The following is a 16,831-nucleotide window of genomic DNA, read 5'->3' on the forward strand; positions in this document are numbered from 1 at the left end:
TCACACCCGCTCGATGATGGTCGCGACGCCCATGCCGCCGCCGATGCACAGGGTCACCAGCGCGCGGCGCGCCTGGCGGCGTTCCAGCTCGTCGACCACCGTGCCGACCAGCATCGCGCCGGTGGCGCCGAGCGGGTGGCCCATGGCGATCGCGCCGCCGTTGACGTTGACCTTCTCCTCGTCGAGGTGCAGGTCCTTGATCCACTTGAGCACGACGGAGGCGAACGCCTCGTTGAGCTCCCACAGGTCGATGTCGTCCGGGGTCAAGCCCGCGGTCTTCAGCACCTTCTCGGTGGCCGGTGTGGGGCCGGTGAGCATGATCGTCGGCTCGGAGCCGACCGTCGCGGTCGCCACGATCCGGGCGCGCGGGGTCAGCCCGAAGGTCTTGCCGATCTGCTCGGAACCGACCAGCACCAGCGCGGCGCCGTCGACGATGCCGGACGAGTTGCCGCCCGTGTGGACGTGGTTGATCTTCTCGACCGAGTGGTACTTCTGCAGCGCGACGGCGTCGAAGCCACCCATCTCACCGATCATCGCGAAGGCGGGCTTGAGCTTGCCGAGGCCCTCGATCGTGGAGCCGGGACGGCGGTGCTCGTCGTGGTCGAGGACCGTGACGCCGTTGATGTCCTTGACCGGCACGACGGACTTCGCGAAGTAACCGCCGGACCGGGCCGCCTCGGCCCGTTCCTGCGAGCGCACGGCCCACGCGTCGACGTCCTCGCGAGAGAAGCCTTCGATGGTCGCGATCAGGTCGGCGCCGGTGCCCTGCGGGACGATGTAGTTGTCGTACGCGGTGGCCGGGTCCATGAACAGCGCGCCGCCGTCGGAGCCCATCGGCACCCGCGACATCGACTCGACGCCGCCGGCGATGACCAGCTGGTCCCAGCCGGAGCGGACCTTCTGCGCGGCAGTGTTGGTGGCCTCGAGGCCGGAGGCGCAGAAGCGGTTGAGCTGCACGCCCGCGACGGTCTCCGGCAGGCCCGCGTTCAGCGCGGCGGTGCGGGCGATGACCGCGCCCTGCTCGCCGACCGGGGAGACGACGCCGAGCACGATGTCGTCGATCACGGCGGGGTCGAGGTTCGGGTGGCGGACCTTGAGCTCTTCGATGAGGCCGACCACCAGGTCGACCGGCTTGGTGCCGTGCAGGGCACCGCCCTTGTTCTTGCCGCGAGGCGTGCGGATCGCCTCGTAGATGTAGGCCTCGCTACTCACTGAACTACTCCTCGCGAGCGTGTCGGACGTCGTCGTGCCACCGGCTATGATACCGGCCAGTAGGGCTAATGGCCATTAACATATCGCTGGATAACCCCATGGTGTCAATGGGTTGCCCGTGTGCCGTTACCCGCTATCGTTCTTTCACCATGACGGAGGTTGAGCGCAGCACGCGTCCCCGCGACCGCAAGGCCCAGCTGGCCGCGGTGGCGGCGGAGCTGTTCCGCGCCCGCGGCTTCCCCGGAGTCGGCATCAAGGACATAGCGGACGCGGCGGGCGTCACGGGGCCGGCGTTGTACCGCCACTTCGCGGACAAGCAGGCGATCCTGGCGTACGTCGTCCTCAGCGGCTTCGAAGACCTCGAAGCCGCGACGGCGGAGGCGCTGTCGGACTCCGTTTCACCCGCTGACCAGCTGGAATCCCTGTTGGGCCTGCTCGCGACCCAGGCCGTCGAACGCCGGGAGATCGCGGCGCTCTGGCGCTGGGAAGGCCGTCACCTGCCCAAGGAGGACCAGCGGGAGATCGCCCGCCGCTCGGCGCAGGCGTTGACGGCGTGGGCGAAGTCGCTGCAGGTCCGGCGCCCCGACCTGCCGGCCGAGGACGCCGAACTGCTCTGCTGGGCGGCGCTGTCGGTGTTCGGCAGCGTGTCCGTGCACCACACGTCCGTGGCCCGCCGCCGCTTCGCCCAGCTGCTGGTGGAACTGGCCCTCGCTGTGCTCAACACCACACTGCCGACGCCTTCGCCGGCCGCCGATCCGCCTGCGGCGCGACTCGGCACCCCCTCCCGCCGCGAGCAGCTCCTGGCGGCGGCGACCGCTCTGTTCGCCCAGCGCGGCTTCCACGACGTGAGCATGGAGGACATCGGAGCGGCGGCGGGCATAGCGGGCCCGAGCGTCTACCGCCACTTCCCGAGCAAGGCGGCCCTGATGGTGGCGATCGGCCACCGCGCGGCGGACCGCCTGGCCCTGGCGGCCGAACGCGCGCTCCGGACGTCCGACGAACATTCGGCACTGCGCCGGCTGGCGGCGTCCTACGTGCACACGATTCTGCACACGCCGGAACTGCTGGTGTCATTCTCGGCGGACCGCGTCACGATGCCCGACCGCGACAAGGCCGACCTTTTGCGGGTGCAACGGGATTACGTGGCCCAGTGGGTGACACTGCTTTCGACGGCTCGTCCGGATTTGCCGCCACGCGAAGCGAAGATCACGGTCCACGCGGCCCTGACCATCGCGAACGACCTGGCCCGCACCCGCCGCGTGGCAGCCAGACCCCACTTCGAAGCCGAACTGACGACGTTGCTGCACACAGCCCTCGGCGTCGCCTGATCGACGCCCGCCTTCCGTCCCTGTCGCAACCGCCCGCAATGCGGGATGATGAAAGCGGGCCGACGGGGTCCGCTCTCCCTGCGGAAGGGGAAAAGCGCGATGCAGGCAGCACGTTCCGGCGCAGAAGAGGGAATCGAATCCGAACTTCTCGACCTCGGCGGCGTTTCACTCACCAGATTGCGCACAATAGACGGCGGCGAAATGCGCAAGGCAGTACGACATGCGGTTGAACGTGCTTCACATGTTCAAGTGACCGCGAGCGGCAGCGAGGCCAAGCGGGTCGACTGATGACCGCCGAAGGATTGCCCGGCGAATCGGACGAGCCCGCCGGTGCGTTGACACGCCACCAATTGCTCTGGTCGGATTTCGACGCGATCGCGCGCGGCGAAGGCGGTGCCGAACCGCTGGGCAAACTGCGGGCGGCCGAACGAAGCCGCCGCCTTCTGCTGCTGCGCGGCCTGGTCGAGGTGGCGACGAAGTCCGAAGACCTGTACCGCCCGCTCCCCTCACCGGAAACCGCGTGGGAATTGCTGGCCCGGGTCGAACGGGCGGCGCCGGAAGCACTCGAAACGATTCTCGCTCATCCCTACACCGGAACATGGGCCGGCTACACCACGCGTCTCTACCGGCAGGACGTCACCGGCGTCTGCCCGTTCTGGGTCCACGTCGGGCACGTGCACTGCCTGGCCGCGGCAGCCGCCGTGCGCGCCGGCATCCCGTTCGAGACGGAACTTCCGGTGTGGCGCGGGAAAGTCGCCCTGCCGACGCTCGGCATGGCGCAGCTGCGTGCCGAAGCACCGTTCTCCGTCGCCACGGTCAGGGGCGGCAGCGGCGTCGTGGAAATCCGCAACCGGCATTCGGTCGTCCACCTGCCCGCATGCACGTCCACCGACGCACCCGGATGGTCCGGGACCAGGGAAACCGTGTCGTGGTCCGGGAATCAGCGGCTCGCCGTCCGCCTCGACGACCTGGATCCGTATCGCGGGCTGTACGAACCGATTCCGCCGGAGCGGTTGAGTCCGGTCGAGGCCGAATCCTGGCGAACGGTGCTGGACGGTGCCTGGCGGCTGCTCGTCCGGCACCTGCCGGCTGTCGCGGAAACCCTGCCGGTGGGGCTGGACTCACTGGTGCCCGCCCCCGCTGTCCCGTTCCGGTTGCCCAGCGCGTCGACCGGGGAGGCGTTCGGCAGCGCGATCATCGCCTACGGCGAGGATCCCGCTACGCTGGCGGCCGCGCTCGTCCACGAGTTCCAGCACATCCGCTTGGGCGGGTTGCTCCATCTCGTCCGGCTCAGCCAAGACGACCCGCGAGAACGGCTGTACGCGCCGTGGCGCTCCGACCCACGGCCGATCGGCGGTGTCCTCCACGGGATCTATGCCTTCTTCGGTGTGACGTCTTTCTGGCGTGCCCTGGCCGCGGCCGAACCGGATCACGAACTCGCCGCCTTCGAATTCGCGTTGTGGCGCGGACAGACCTGGCGCACGCTGACCGCGGTGCGGACCGATGAAAGCCTCACCGCGGCCGGTCGCCGGTTCCTCGACGGTATCGCCACGAAACTCCGGCCGTGGCAAGACGAACCGGTCGCCGCGAGCCCCCGGATGTGGGCCCGCTTCGCGGCCGAAGACCATTATGCGGCTTGGCGGACCAGACACTTGCGTCCCGCCCCTGGCACGGTTGCGGAACTGGCAGACGCCTGGCGGGCCGGGCTTTCGCGGCCGTGGTCCGCTGCCACGGGCCTGCCGGAGCCACAGATGCCGACCCCGGTGCCGGACGGGGATTGGCAGGACGCGCGCACGGACCTGATCCGGCTTCGCCTCGGCCCGGACGGTGCCGCGCGGTACGCCGCGCAGGGATCTTCGGTCCCGGGCGCGACGGAGGCAGACCTGCGCTTCGTGGCCGGACAGCCGGTGGAAGCGGCGTCCGGGTACCGGGATCTGCTGGCCGAAGACCCGGACAACCCGGCGGCGCTGACCGGCCTGGGGGTGGCCCTCGGCGCCCGAAGCACCAGCCCGGTGTCCCGCGCGCTGCTGCACCGCCCAGAACTGGTCCGGGCGGTGCACCGCCTGCTACGCGATGAGTCCGGAACGTCCCCGACCGTCGAGACGGTCGCCGGCTGGCTGGGCCGGTTCATCCACTGAACCGCTCCGAACGGGGATTCCTACAATGGCATCGGGTCGATGTCGCAGTCCGCTCGGACGCCGCGCGTCGCCGACTCCGTGCCCGGGTGGTTTTCCCCGAGCACCGAGCGGTACCGCGTCAACACATCCTTGTACAGTGCGTCCGCCTCCGCGGTTTCGCCCAAGGCTCGCAAGTCCAGCGAACGGTTGAGCTGCGCCGCCAGCGTGGTCGGGTGGTCTTCGCCCAGGACGCGACGAGACCGGTCGAGCAGGTCGGCGTCGAGCGCGGCCGCCTCCGTCACCCGGTCGAGCGCGAAGAGGTCGCTCGCCACGTCGATCCCGCACACGATCGTGTGCGGATGGTCCTCGCCGAGCTTCTCCCGGAACTGCTCCAGGGACCGTTCGTCGAGCACGCGGGCACTCGCCGGATCGCCGCCGAGCCGGAGGGTCACCCCGAGGTCGAGCGCCGCCGACAACGTGTGCGGATGGCTTTCCCCGAGGTTCTCGCGATAGAGGTCGAACACCTCCTCGCCGAGCTTGCGGGCTTCGGTGAAGTTCCGCGCGTGCCGGAGGTCGATGGAGTGTCCGAGCGCGCAAGCCATCGCGTTCGGGTGGTTGTCGCCGTAGCGGATGCGGAACCTGCGCAGTGCGTCACTCGACAGTTCGAGCGCCGCGTCGTGGTCGCCGTCCTTGCGGCACGCCACCGACTGGTAGTAGCGGCGGCGGAGGGTGCCGACGCTGTCGCCGCCGTAGAGCTGTTCGGCCCGCTCCGCGATGCGTTCCATCTCGATCCTGGCCCACGGGTAATGCCCCAGCTCGCGACGCGCGAGCACATGCAGCACCTGCGTGCCGATCGTGTAGACATTGTCGAAGCCGAAGATCTCGGAGCGGCGACCGTAGGTGTCCTCGGCCAGCTCGCGAGCTTTCTCGTATTCGCCGGTCAGGAGCAGAGCGACGATGAATTCGTGCGCGGCGCCCAGTGCGATCGGGTCGTCGGTGCCGAACAGTCCGCGGGCCTTGAGGTAGATCTCCTCGTTCCGCCGCCGGGCCTCGGAGAAGTCACCACGTGCCTTCAGGATGAGCGCATAGGTGAGCTGCGCGTTCAGCGTTTCTTCACGCTCCGAACCGAGCGCTTCGGTGTAGCGATTCAGCGTCTCCTTCGCGACCTCGGCCGCTTCGCGGTAACGCCCGACCACCCAGTAGAGGAACGCCAGCCGCTCGAATGCCTCCAGCTCCTGCAGCGGTGCCTCTTCCACGGGGGCCACGCCGCGTGCCTGGCGTTCCACCCGATCGGTTTCCCAACTCCTGGCCGCGCGTTCGGCGAGCGTCAGTGCGCCCTGGTGGTCACCCCAGTGGTAGAGGAACTTGAAGAGGTTGATCACGAGCTGGCGAACCCACGGATCGCCGCACTCGGTCAGCTCGGCGTCGTAGATGTGCGGCAGGATCTCCTGGTAGCGCGGCCAGGTCTGCGTCGACGTCGGGTCGTTCGGGTCGAGGTTCGCCAGCAGCAGGTGCGCGCCGTGGCGCATCTCCAGGCCGTGCTGCCGGCTCATCCGGTTGCGCAGCACCAGCTGCACCAAGCGGTGCAGCAGCAGGGTGTCGCTGCGGTGGTCGATCTTCGCCAGGCCGTAGCGGTTGATGTCGCGGATCGCGCGGCCCAGCCGCATCGGGTCGCGCAGGGCCGCGTCGAGCTCGGGCGCGACGGAAACGCCACGCACCCCCGCGAACAGGCTCCGCGAGATCGGCTCGGGGGCGAAGAAAGCACAGACCTGCAAGAGCTGGTGGGCGGCCGGATTTCGGGAGCTGAGCTCGTCGAAGGAGACGTTCCACGCTGCGGCGACCGACACCTCGTAGTCGCTCGGGGCGGAGGTGTCGAGAATTTCGGTGACCTTCTCGTCGAACAGCCGCAGGTAATCCTGGGCAGGCATCCCGGTCTCGGCCAGCCAGGCGGCGGCCTGCTCGATGGCCAGCGGCAGGTCGCCGAGCTTCTCCGCGATCAGGTCGGAGTCCTCGTCGGCGAGCCCGGACCGGCGGAGGCCGAGCAGGTTCTTGCTCTCGTCGCGCTGGAAGACCGCGACCTCCAGCGGCCGCGCGATGCCTGCCCAACCGGGGTTGCGCGAGGTGACCAGAATCTGGCCCGGCCCGTCGACCGGGAAGAACGGCCGGACCATTTCCGGCTCTTCGGCGGAGTCGAAGACCAGCAGCCAGCGCCGGTACGGACGGCCCAGCCGCAGCGCCTCCCGGACCGCCGGCACGGCGGTGATGGCTTCGTCGGCTCCGGGCAGCCGCAGGTGCTGGGCGAGTTCGGTGAGCGACTTGCGGATCTGCGTCGGCCGGGTGGCCGGGATCCACCAGACGATGTCGTAATCCTGCAGGTGGCGGTAGATGTACTCGACCGCCATCTGCGTCTTGCCGATGCCGCCCATTCCGTGCAACGCCGCAGGGAGAACGGCGGTCGTTCCCGCCCCGAGCCGCTCCCCCAATTGATCGAGTAGTTCACGCCTTCCGGTGAAATTCGGATTCTTGGGCGGAACCGTGCCCCAAACGGGTGGCGCTTCGTCGCCGGAACGCCTTTCGTGCCTGGCGGTCGCGTCGGCGACCTCGCGGACGATCCTCGTCCGCACGGCCGGATTCGCCTCGCCGGCCGGCGGGGGAAGATCGTCAGCTCTGGTACGGGAATGGCCGTCGGCTGCAGGTTCGTTCGAGGAACCCATCGGTTTGAGTTCCTGCGACATCGTGTCACTCACCGCCGGGATGGTAGTGGGTCGATAACCAGGCTGCCCAACCCCTAGCTTACCCTCAGGCCGACCGGAGTGCGCCTGGCTGTCGTCCAGTCGACCAATGCCCGCGAGCCTGCTCTCCAATCTGTCCGCCCTGGACAAATAGGGACCCGACAATGCACGCATCAGGTCACGTTCCAACGCGATCTCCTCGGGTGTCGCGGCGGGAAGAACGGGATCCGGCGTGGCGTCCGGAGCCGCCAGCGCCGCCTGCAACCGCACCAGCACGGGTCTCTGGTCGCCGAACCGCCGCGACGCGCTGATCACGGCGTGCGCGGTGTCCGAGCGCCGGGCGCCGCGCAGGAGCAGCTGCCGCACGTGGCCGTCGAACTCCCATTGCGTGCGGTCCCACGGGGTTCCGTCCCGGACCCGCTCGAGCAGCCCGCTGGTGAAGACCTCGGCGAGGTGGTCGGGGCCGGAGCCCGGCACCAGGTCCGCCTGCAGGGCCCTGGCGACATCGACGTCCACGGGCACCGCGGCCAGCAACGTGGCGAGCCGGAACGCCGACGGGGAGGCGGAACTGTGGAAATGCTTCACCTTTTCCCGCGCGGACCGTTCGGCCTGCTGCCGCGCGGCCGGGTCGGCGGGCCGCGGCTGGTCGCGGGCGAGCACGACGGGGGCTTTCCGCGCGGTGCCATCGACCCCGGTGACCAGCGACGCGAACCAGCGCAGCCACCGCTCCCGCAGTTCGAGGACGGGCACCGGAACCGCCCCGGCGGTGAGTTCGGCGGCCTCGCCGGGGTCGAGGAGGATGTCGGCCGCCTGCAGGCCGTAGGCGCCGTTGGGCCGCAGCGGCCCCGGCGGGGTCAGCACCGCCGGGTGGATCTCCATCCCGCCGCGCGGCCACAGACGCTGCGGCAGCAGGTGCACGATCGCGACCGGCATGGCACGTCCCCACCGGGCGAGCATCGGGGAGATCAGGTCCCGGTGCCACGCGTCGCTCACCCCGTCGGTCAGGAGTAGCAGGAGGCTCCGTCCCGACGAGCCGATCACCTCCCCGGCGCCGCGCGCGGGCGTGTCGGCCGTCCCGCCACGCAGGGTCGGACCGAGTACCGCGCCTCCTTCGGCCGCCCCGGTCTTGCCGGTTTCCAGCAGCCGGACCCGGACGGACCGGAAGGCGCCCAGTCGTTCCAGCAGCCGGACGAACGCGTTCACCGTCGGCGTCCACAGCGCCATCGAAGGCGACGAATCGACGACGAGCGTCAGATCGAGCCAACGGCCGCGGCGGCGTTTGGTGACCGGCAACCACACCCCCGTCTGCGCCGCCTCCTCCGCGGTGCGGTCCTCGTCGAGCTCGACGTCACCCACGCTCTTCGAGAAGACTTTCCGCTTGAAGGGGCGCATGGCGCGGATGAGTTCGGTCGCGTCGGGCAGGACCGGGGCTGTCGTCGCGCCGGCGAGGTCGGCCTCCGGTGCGGCCCCGCCGGTCCGGCGTGCGAGCAGACCGCCGTTTCCGGCGGTCTGCTCGGTGAACGAGGTCCGGTCGTCCACCGGCGGGTCGCGATCGGGGCCGCTCCCGGCCGCGACCCGGGGGAACTGCGGTTCGCCGGGATCACGCGATCCAGGCGGCGCCGATGCGCCGCGATCCGGGCGTTTCGCCGGACGCGCCGGTGGCGGGGCGCCGGGTGGCTCCGGGGCGGCCGCCGGGTGGGCGCCCGGAACGGCGGTCGCGTCGATGGCCGCCATGAGCCACAGGCCGTCGCCGAGCTCGGTCCACGTCAGATCGTGGTCGTCCGCGGTGGGATCCGGCCGCTCCGGCATCTCACGGCACCTGCTGGTTGAGCTGTCGCCAGAGCGAATCGACGAGGCGCGGCCAGGCCTCGTCCTCGGGCCGGTAGGCACCGGAGGTGGCCAGGAAGATCGCGTCGAGCAGCTTGTCCGCGGGCAGGCCGCCGACGGCCGCGCTGCGCGCGACGAAGTCTTCGATCAGCCCGGCGCGGCTGCGCTCCGGATCCAGGGCGTGTGCCGCGACCATCGCCGCGAGCTGGTCGGCGTCCGGCTCACGCGTCTCCAGCCGCAGGCACCGCCGGAGGAACGCGGGCGGGAACTCGCGCTCGCCGTTGCTGGTGATGACCACGATGGGGAACGCCGAACACCGGACCCTGCCGTGCTCGATTTCGGCGGGGTACCCGGGATCCGCCGTGAACACCACGGCCCGCGCCGAGCGGCGCGCGTCCCGGGCCAGCTCGGGGATCAAGAATTCGCCGTCCTCGAACAACCCCAGCAGATCGTGCGGCAGATCCGACTCCGACTTGTCCAGCTCGTCGACCAGCAGCACCCGCGGTAGCCGTCGCGGGAGGAAGGCCGTGCCCAGTTCGCCCAACCGGACGAATTCGCCGATCGGGACCTCACCCGGCGTTTCCGCGCCGGGGTCGGCACGGGCGAGTTCCTTCCACGCGGCCGCGGCCTGGACCCGGCCGATCGCGTCGTAGTCGTAGAGCCCCGACCTGAGCGTGGTCTGCGAGGTGACGGCCCAGCGGAGGACCCGGCCCAGCCCCAGCTCCCGGGAAATCCGGTAGGCCAGGCTCGACTTGCCACTTCCCGGGCGGCCGGTCACCAGCAGCGGTCGCCGCAGGTAGAGCGCCGCGTTGACCATCTCGACCTCGTGCTGGTCGACGTCGCGGGCGGAATAGCTGAGCTCGGTTCCGAGCTTGCGGTCGATCTCCCCGTCGTCGGGCGGGAACACGTCGTGTTCCGGGAGCATGGCTCCCCGGAAGGTCCGCCACGGAGGCGGGGCCGGCAACCGGTCGGCCAGCCGGACGTCGTGCAGCGGACGTCCGGTGCCGCGGTAGATCCACCAGTCGGGCGGGCTGTCCGGATGCGGCGGCCCGCCGATCGGGTGGTCAGGATGCTCGGTCACGCTCGTCGGCACCTCCTTCGAAGTGCCCGACGATCCCGGTTTCGCCGAGGGGAAGCAACCGATTCGGGTCGTCCCATAGCACCACCAGGTCCGTGATTGCGCCACCATCACCCGACGACAGCGGGTTCCGAAGTGCGTCCAGCCGAGACTCCCTTGCCAGCGCGGGCAAATCCCCCAGTCCGCCACTGCTTTCGGCTAGCCAGGCTACCACTTCGCGAACGACTTCCGAAGGGGCCGAGGGGTGCCAGACGATGACCGGGACCCCTACCCGCAATGCCGGCAAAAGCTCGTCCTCCTCGGAAATCGCGCTGACCGGCGGCGATTCGGTCAACACCGTCATCGCCCATTGCTCATTACTCAATATCGCTTCGAGCCGGAGTCGATCCCGGCGGTCACCGGTACGGCAGAAATACACCCGTTCGAACGAAGGATCGCGAGTCCAGGACTTCCAGCGCTGCCGCCAGACGCGGTGCCAGCGCGGGGAGCTCATCCGCTCCAGCGATCGCACGACCGTCGGGTAGCCGAGGTACAGCGGCTTGGGCGAGCCGGAGGCTCGCTCGGTCGTCCACGAATGCACCGGCAGGTTCAAGAGCGCACGCGGCAGGACGAACTCGACCGCCACTTCGGCCGCCACCTCGGACCAGGCGCGTTCGGCTTCGGCGACCATCACGTCGACGTGGTGCTCGAGCTGGCTCTCGCGGACCAGCACGGTCTCCCCGCGGGCGGGCGGCCAGTCAGCCGGATCGTCCTGCCGCCAGCACGACAGCTCGTACAGGCCCTCCTCGATGGGATCGGGCCGGACGACGATCAGGAGGTAGAGCCTGCCCGGCGCCGGCGAAGCCACCGTCAGTTCCGCCCGCAGCTGGTCCAAGGCGTCCCCGAGACGAAGCCGCCGGACCTGTCCTTCGGACCACGCGCGCAGCTCCGCGGCAAGGGCGTCATCACACTCGGCGGCGATCAGCTCGACGAAGATCAGCAGCGGCGGCAGTTCGCCGGGACCCGCGTTGAAGTCCGCGAGACCGGAGAACGCGGCCGACGCGTCGTCGTAGCGCGGCGGCGGGGAAACGTAGCGGGCCGCGCGGCGCACGGCCATACCGAGCCCTGGCGGCGCGAACCCGGCCAGCCGCTCCCGCAGTTTCTCCTGCTCGGCCTCCGGGACGACCTCGTGCATCCGGACCGACGACACGAGGGTGCGCACCTCCGCGCACTCCTTGCTGCCGGGCCGGAGGAACTCGATCACGTCCGCCAGCACGTTCAGTCCCTCCGCGAGACGGCAGCACGCGGAAACGATCTCGATCAGCTGGTCACGGCCGGCCAGCTGGTCCGAAAAGGTGAACGGATGATCGAGCGCCGCACGCAGTTCGCTCACCATCAGGGTGCGAATGGACTTGTCGTCGGCGAAGCCGGCCACCACGAGCACGTCCACCACTGCCTTGCGGACCGCGATACCCGGGCCGGGCTGCCCCTGCCTCGCCCCCACCGGACGCACCACCTCCGACCCCGAGAAGCGCACCGAAGATCGTGAGTTTACCTGTTCGGCTTAATCTCAAAAGGGCAAAAACGTGACACCACCCGCGCACTCGATCTCGCCGGCCCGGTCCCGCCGTCGAACGCTCCCCGCTGCCGGGCCACGCTCTCGGATTGGTGTCTCGAATGAGTCATTCGGGACCGAGAACTCATCGGGCTCGCGGTTCCAGCCTGCCGTCGATGATCGCGGCCAGCGCCATGACCTGTGGTGACTCCGGCTCGATGGTCCTGATCGCGTCGAGCAGGACCGCCAGCCCGCCGTCGAAGCGCTGGCACGTGCGCGCCAACGCGATCACGTGCAGGCGGTCTTCGGCGTGATAAGGCACGACGTCGGCGATTTCCCGCCGGGAAAACAGCTCCAGCAGCAGCCGGCGGCTTTCCGCCTGGCGCACGCACGGCACCGCGAGCAACGCTTCCACGAGCGCCGGGAAGTCCGTGGCCGACGGCGGCCGGGGGGCGGGCACCGGGAATCCGTTCGTGACCGCGCCGAGCAGCCGCAGCCAGGCCTCGGTCTTCGTTTCCTTGTTCACAATGGGAATCCGGCGGTACGAGGGCGCGTCCGCGGCCGGGTCCGCGCGGACGACGTCTTCGTAGAACGTGTTCGACACGACCAACGCCAGCGCGGCTCTCGATTCCTTCAGCGCGGCCTTGATCTCGTCCGCGTCGAGGAGGCGGAAGGCGTGGCTGTTCGCGTCGCTGACCGTTCCGTGGCTTCCCTGGTAAACCTCGCCGGCGTGGAGCGCGACCCGCAGCTGGACCCTGGCCTCGTCGGCGTGAGCCGCGTTGTACCGGCGCAGCTCCGCCAGCATCCGGTCGGGCAGCAGGGCCACCAGGTCCGCCTTCGCCACCTCGGCGGGCAACTGGATCATCGCGCCGTCACCGGTGTTCTCCATGAAGAGGACGTCCCAGGGGACCCCGGCCTCCGCGAACGCCGCGCGCATGAGGTTCCAGAACCCTTCGTGGACGACGAGCCGATGCGCCGTCGTGCGCCTCGGGTCGTTGTAGCCGGCGATGTCCACCGCCATGATCGTCTTGTGGTGCGCGGCTGGATACGACTGCACGACACCTCCCCACGTCCCGCGCTCATTGTCCCAGACGCATGCACGCTCGGCCATGTTCGCGCAGGGCGTTACGGCGAAACCGGACCTCGTTGTCCTTCTTTCGTCCATAATTCGGCGTGCCCACGACACGCCTGCACCTGGTGAACGCGGATGAGGACCACCGCGTCTCGACCATCGAGCTGTTCTTCGACCTGGTCTTCGTCTACGCCATCACCCAGACCACCCAGCTGATGGCCGACCACTTGAGCCCGGTCGGGGTGGGGCAGGGGCTGGCGATGCTCGCCGTGCTGTGGTGGTGCTGGTGCAGCTACGCCTGGCTCGGGAACACCATCCACGTCGACCACGGGATCGCGCGGCTGGCGATGTTCGGGGCCATGGCCGTGATGTTCCTGGTGTCGCTGACCATCCCGGAAGCCTTCGTCGACCACCCCGGCGGGCTGTTCGCCCCGGCGCTGTTCGTCGTCTGCTACGCGCTCGTGCGACTGCTGCACCTCGTCGCCTACCTCGGCGCGGCGAAACACGATCCAGGACTGCGGCGCGTGCTGCTGCGGATGTTCGTCGGGCTGCTGCCGAGCGTCGTGCTCCTCACCGTCGCCGCTTTCCTGAGCGGGCCGTGGCAGCTGACGCTGTGGGTCGTCGCGCTGCTCGTCGACTACCTCAACGTCTACTTCACCGGCCCCGAGGGCTGGCGGCTGAACGCGCCCGCGCACTTCGCCGAGCGGTTCGGGCTCATCGTGATCATCGCGCTGGGCGAGTCGATCGTCGCGATCGGCATCGGGATCGGGGCGCTGCCGATGTCGTGGCTGATCGCGGGCGGGGCCGTGTGCGGGCTGGCGCTGGCCGCCGGGATGTGGTGGGCCTACTTCGACGTCGTCGCGCGCGTGTCCGAGCACCGCCTGACCCAGGCGACCGGCGTCGAACGCGCGAAGCTCGCCACCGACTCCTACACGTTCCTGCACCTGCCGCTGATCGCCGGGATCGTGCTGGTCGCCCTCGGCCTGAAGAAGGCGTTCCTCTACATCGCCGACACCGAGCACCACACCCCCGGCGAAGCTCTGCACGGCGTGCCGATCTGGACGCTGACCGGCGGGCTCGCGCTCTACCTGATCGCGCTGAGCTCCCTGCGCAAGCGCAACCTCGGCAGCTGGAACCACCAGCGCCTGGTCCTCGGCGTGCTGCTGGTCGCGGCGACGCCGTTGCTGGAACACGTGCCCGCCGCGGTCCTGCTCCTGGTCGTCGCCGGGCTCGTGCTCGGGCTCATCGCCTTCGAACGGCTCCGCTTCGCCGAATGGCGCAAACAGGTCCACACGGGAACTCGCTCGTAAGCGACCCCACACTGGCGCGACGCCGCTTCCCGGGTTAACCTACTCGCGAGTAGGTAACGGATGGAGGGCCACATGGCTGCGCCAAGGAAACGGGACGCGATGGGCTGGGGCCTTTCCGCGCTGACCCGGCTGGCCGGGAGCAAGGTCGTCGATCGAGCCGGGCTGCGCAAGCCCATCGAGGACCTGGTCACCGCGGGGACCCGCAACGGCTTCCGCGTCGCCGGCGCGGCTACCCGGTCGTTCAAGTCGGCGCGGAAGCTGGGCAAACCCGCCCGGCTCGCGCCGGCCGCCGACACCGGGCTGTTCGACCTCACCCCGACCGAGGACCAGCAGCTCATCGTCGAGACGGTGACGGAGTTCGCCGCCGAGCAGCTCCGCCCGGCCGCGGCGGACGCCGACGCCAAGCTCGAGGCGCCCGGTGGCCTGCTGAGCCGGGCGGCCGAGCTGGGCATCAGCCTGGTCGGCATCCCCGAGGAGCTCGGCGGCGTCGGTGCCGAACGCTCGGTGGTGACCAACGCGCTCGTCGCGGAAGCGCTTGCGCACGGGGACCTCGGCCTGGCCGTGGCCGTGCTCGCGCCGTCCGCGGTGAGCACCGCGCTGGTCAACTGGGGGGACGAGCAGCAGCAGGCCGACTACCTGCCCGCGTTCGTCGGCGAGAACGTGCCGGCCGCGGCCCTCGCGCTGCAGGAGCGGGCGGCGCTGTACGACCCGTTCAAGCCCGCGACGAAGGCCCGCCGCACCCCCAAGGGCTACCAGCTCGACGGCGTGAAGTCGCTGGTCCCGCGGGCGGCGCAGGCCGAGCCGTTCATCGTGTCGGCCGACCTCGAAGGCCGCGGCCCGGCGCTGTTCCTCGTCGAGTCGTCGAACGCCGGGGTGTCCATCGAGGCCGAGCCGGCCATGGGCCTGCGCGGCGCCGCGACCGGCAGGCTGCACCTGGAGAAGGCGTCGCTGCCCGCGGGCGCGCTGCTCGGCGGCGGCAAGCTCGACGTCTTCACCGAGCTCGTCCGGCTTTCGCGGCTGGGCTGGGCGGCGTTGGCCGCCGGCACCGCGAAGGCCGTCCTCGACTACGTCGTGCCCTACGTCAACGAGCGGACCGCGTTCGGCGAGCCGATCAGCCACCGCCAGGCGGTGGCGTTCTCCGTCGCCGACATCGCGATCGAGCTGGAGGGCCTGCGGCTGGTCACGCTGCGCGCGGCGGCGCGGGCCGAGCAGGGCAAGTCCTACGCCCGCGAGGTCGCGCTGGCCAGGAAGCTGGCCGTGGACAAGGGCATGCAGATCGGCAGCGCGGGCGTGCAGCTGCTCGGCGGGCACGGCTTCGTCAAGGAGCACCCGGTCGAGCGCTGGTACCGGGACCTGCGCGCCATCGGCGTCATGGAAGGCGCCGTCCTTCTTTAGGCTTCGGAAAGGCAAGTCATGATCAACCTGGAAGTCCCCAAGAAGGCCGGCGCGCTGATCAACCAGGCGTACCAGGCCGCGGCCGAGGTGTTCCGGCCGATCTCCCGCAAGTACGACCGCGCGGAGCACACCTACCCGACCGAGCTGGACATGTTCGCGGCGCTGCTGGACGGCCTCAACTCGTCCGGCGAGGGTGGCGCGGGCGCGGCGGGCGTGCGGCGGTCCGCGTCCGACAAGGACGAGAAGGGCAACCGCAACGGCGCGAACCTGAACGTGGTCCTCGGCACGATCGAGATGTGCTGGGGCGACGTGGGCCTGCTGCTGTCGATGCCGCGGCAGGGCCTCGGCAACGCGGCGATCGGCTCGGTGGCGACGGACGAGCAGCTCAAGCGATTCTCCGGCATGTGGGCGGCGATGGCGATCACCGAGCCGTCCTGCGGTTCGGACTCGGCGGCCATCACGGCGACCGCGCGCCTGGACGGCGACCACTACGTCCTGAACGGCGAGAAGATCTTCGTGACGTCGGGCGAGCGCGCCGACGCGGTCGTGGTGTGGGCGACGCTGGACAAGTCCAAGGGCCGCGCGGCGATCAAGTCGTTCGTGGTGGAGCGGGGCACGCCGGGCTTCGAGGTGGTGCGCGTCGAGCACAAGCTCGGCATCCGCGCCTCCGACACGGCGGTGCTGCGCTTCGAGAACTGCCGCGTCCCTCGCGAGAACTTGCTGGGCACGCCGGAAATCGACACCGCGAAGGGCTTCGCGGGCGTCATGCAGACGTTCGACAACACGCGCCCGCTGGTGGCGGCGATGGCGATCGGCGTCGCGCGGGCGGCTCTGGAGGAAACCCGCCGGATCCTTTCCGAGGCGGGCGTGGTCATCGACTACGACCGCCCGGCACACACACAACACGCGGCGGCGGCGGAGTTCCTTCGCCTGGAGGCGGACTACGAGTCGGCGTACCTGCTGACGCTGGAATCGGCGTGGATGGCGGACAACCGCAAGCCGAACTCGTTGCAGGCGTCGATGGCGAAGGCCAAGGCGGGCCGCTCGGTGGTGGAGATCGCGCTGAAGTGCGTCGAGCTGACGGGTGCGTACGGCGAGGAGTCTTTGCTGGAGAAGTGGGCTCGGGACGCGAAGATTCTGGACATCTTCGAGGGGACGCAGCAGATTCAGCAGCTCATCGTGGCTCGCCGGGTGCTGGGCAAGACCTCCGCCGAGCTGAAGTAGGT

At 70.0% G+C, this 16,831-nt stretch carries 11 protein-coding genes; 6 read left to right on the forward strand and 5 right to left on the reverse strand.

Going from position 1 to position 16,831, the window contains the following annotated elements:
• Positions 1-1,212: an acetyl-CoA C-acetyltransferase gene (locus AB0M82_RS28700; RefSeq protein WP_364728110.1), complete on the reverse strand. Its 1,212-nt coding sequence runs from the start codon at positions 1,210-1,212 to the stop codon at positions 1-3.
• Positions 1,213-1,361: 149 nt separating this feature from the next.
• Here AB0M82_RS28700 and AB0M82_RS28705 point away from each other — a divergent pair, with 149 nt between their 5' ends.
• From AB0M82_RS28705 to AB0M82_RS28715, 3 genes are all read left to right on the forward strand, one after another.
• A complete protein-coding gene (locus AB0M82_RS28705; protein ID WP_364728113.1) occupies positions 1,362-2,540 on the forward strand; it encodes a TetR/AcrR family transcriptional regulator in 1,179 nt (392 codons plus the stop codon).
• A gap of 99 nt (positions 2,541-2,639) precedes the next feature.
• The gene (locus AB0M82_RS28710) at positions 2,640-2,828 is read left to right on the forward strand and encodes a hypothetical protein (RefSeq protein ID WP_364728116.1); all 189 of its coding nucleotides are present in this window, start codon (positions 2,640-2,642) and stop codon (positions 2,826-2,828) included.
• A complete protein-coding gene (locus AB0M82_RS28715; RefSeq protein WP_364728118.1) occupies positions 2,828-4,678 on the forward strand; it encodes an HEXXH motif-containing putative peptide modification protein in 1,851 nt (616 codons plus the stop codon). Before AB0M82_RS28710 ends, AB0M82_RS28715 begins: the two co-directional genes overlap by 1 nt.
• A gap of 20 nt (positions 4,679-4,698) precedes the next feature.
• Here the strand turns inward: AB0M82_RS28715 and fxsT are convergent, their stop codons facing one another.
• From fxsT to AB0M82_RS28735, 4 genes are all read right to left on the reverse strand, one after another.
• Entirely contained in the window at positions 4,699-9,198 is a 4,500-nt protein-coding gene (fxsT, locus tag AB0M82_RS28720; protein WP_364728121.1) for an FxSxx-COOH system tetratricopeptide repeat protein, read from the reverse strand.
• Position 9,199: 1 nt separating this feature from the next.
• Positions 9,200-10,297, reverse strand: a complete 1,098-nt coding sequence (locus AB0M82_RS28725) for an AAA family ATPase (protein WP_364728123.1) — start codon at positions 10,295-10,297, stop codon at positions 9,200-9,202.
• Positions 10,281-11,777: a hypothetical protein gene (locus AB0M82_RS28730; RefSeq protein WP_364728126.1), complete on the reverse strand. Its 1,497-nt coding sequence runs from the start codon at positions 11,775-11,777 to the stop codon at positions 10,281-10,283. The genes AB0M82_RS28725 and AB0M82_RS28730 overlap by 17 nt, the downstream gene beginning before the upstream one ends.
• Before the next feature lie 196 nt (positions 11,778-11,973).
• A complete protein-coding gene (locus AB0M82_RS28735; protein ID WP_364728129.1) occupies positions 11,974-12,885 on the reverse strand; it encodes a hypothetical protein in 912 nt (303 codons plus the stop codon).
• Between the two features lie 116 nt (positions 12,886-13,001).
• Between AB0M82_RS28735 and AB0M82_RS28740 the strand changes: the two genes are divergently transcribed.
• The 3 genes from AB0M82_RS28740 (at position 13,002) to AB0M82_RS28750 (ending at position 16,829) form a co-directional block, all read left to right on the forward strand.
• Positions 13,002-14,210 carry a low temperature requirement protein A gene (locus tag AB0M82_RS28740; RefSeq protein WP_364728131.1) on the forward strand — a complete coding sequence of 403 codons (1,209 nt, stop codon included), beginning with the start codon at positions 13,002-13,004 and terminating at the stop codon, positions 14,208-14,210.
• A 99-nt stretch (positions 14,211-14,309) separates the two neighbouring features.
• Positions 14,310-15,605: an acyl-CoA dehydrogenase family protein gene (locus AB0M82_RS28745; RefSeq protein ID WP_364728180.1), complete on the forward strand. Its 1,296-nt coding sequence runs from the start codon at positions 14,310-14,312 to the stop codon at positions 15,603-15,605.
• A gap of 18 nt (positions 15,606-15,623) precedes the next feature.
• Positions 15,624-16,829 carry an acyl-CoA dehydrogenase family protein gene (locus tag AB0M82_RS28750; RefSeq protein WP_364728133.1) on the forward strand — a complete coding sequence of 402 codons (1,206 nt, stop codon included), beginning with the start codon at positions 15,624-15,626 and terminating at the stop codon, positions 16,827-16,829.
• Positions 16,830-16,831 lie beyond the last annotated feature (2 nt).

Origin of the sequence: Amycolatopsis sp. NPDC051128 (assembly GCF_040682715.1) — a bacterium.
In the GTDB taxonomy this organism is placed as follows: Bacteria; Actinomycetota; Actinomycetes; order Mycobacteriales; family Pseudonocardiaceae; genus Amycolatopsis.

Excerpts from the sequence above, each read along its gene's own strand:
- AB0M82_RS28705 (WP_364728113.1), top strand. The coding sequence starts at position 1,362 with ATGACGGAGGTTGAGCGCAGCACGCGTCCCCGCGACCGCAAGGCCCAG.
- AB0M82_RS28710 (WP_364728116.1), top strand. The coding sequence starts at position 2,640 with ATGCAGGCAGCACGTTCCGGCGCAGAAGAGGGAATCGAATCCGAACTT.
- AB0M82_RS28715 (WP_364728118.1), top strand. The coding sequence starts at position 2,828 with ATGACCGCCGAAGGATTGCCCGGCGAATCGGACGAGCCCGCCGGTGCG.
- fxsT (WP_364728121.1), bottom strand. The coding sequence starts at position 9,198 with ATGCCGGAGCGGCCGGATCCCACCGCGGACGACCACGATCTGACGTGG.
- AB0M82_RS28745 (WP_364728180.1), top strand. The coding sequence starts at position 14,310 with ATGGGCTGGGGCCTTTCCGCGCTGACCCGGCTGGCCGGGAGCAAGGTC.
- AB0M82_RS28750 (WP_364728133.1), top strand. The coding sequence starts at position 15,624 with ATGATCAACCTGGAAGTCCCCAAGAAGGCCGGCGCGCTGATCAACCAG.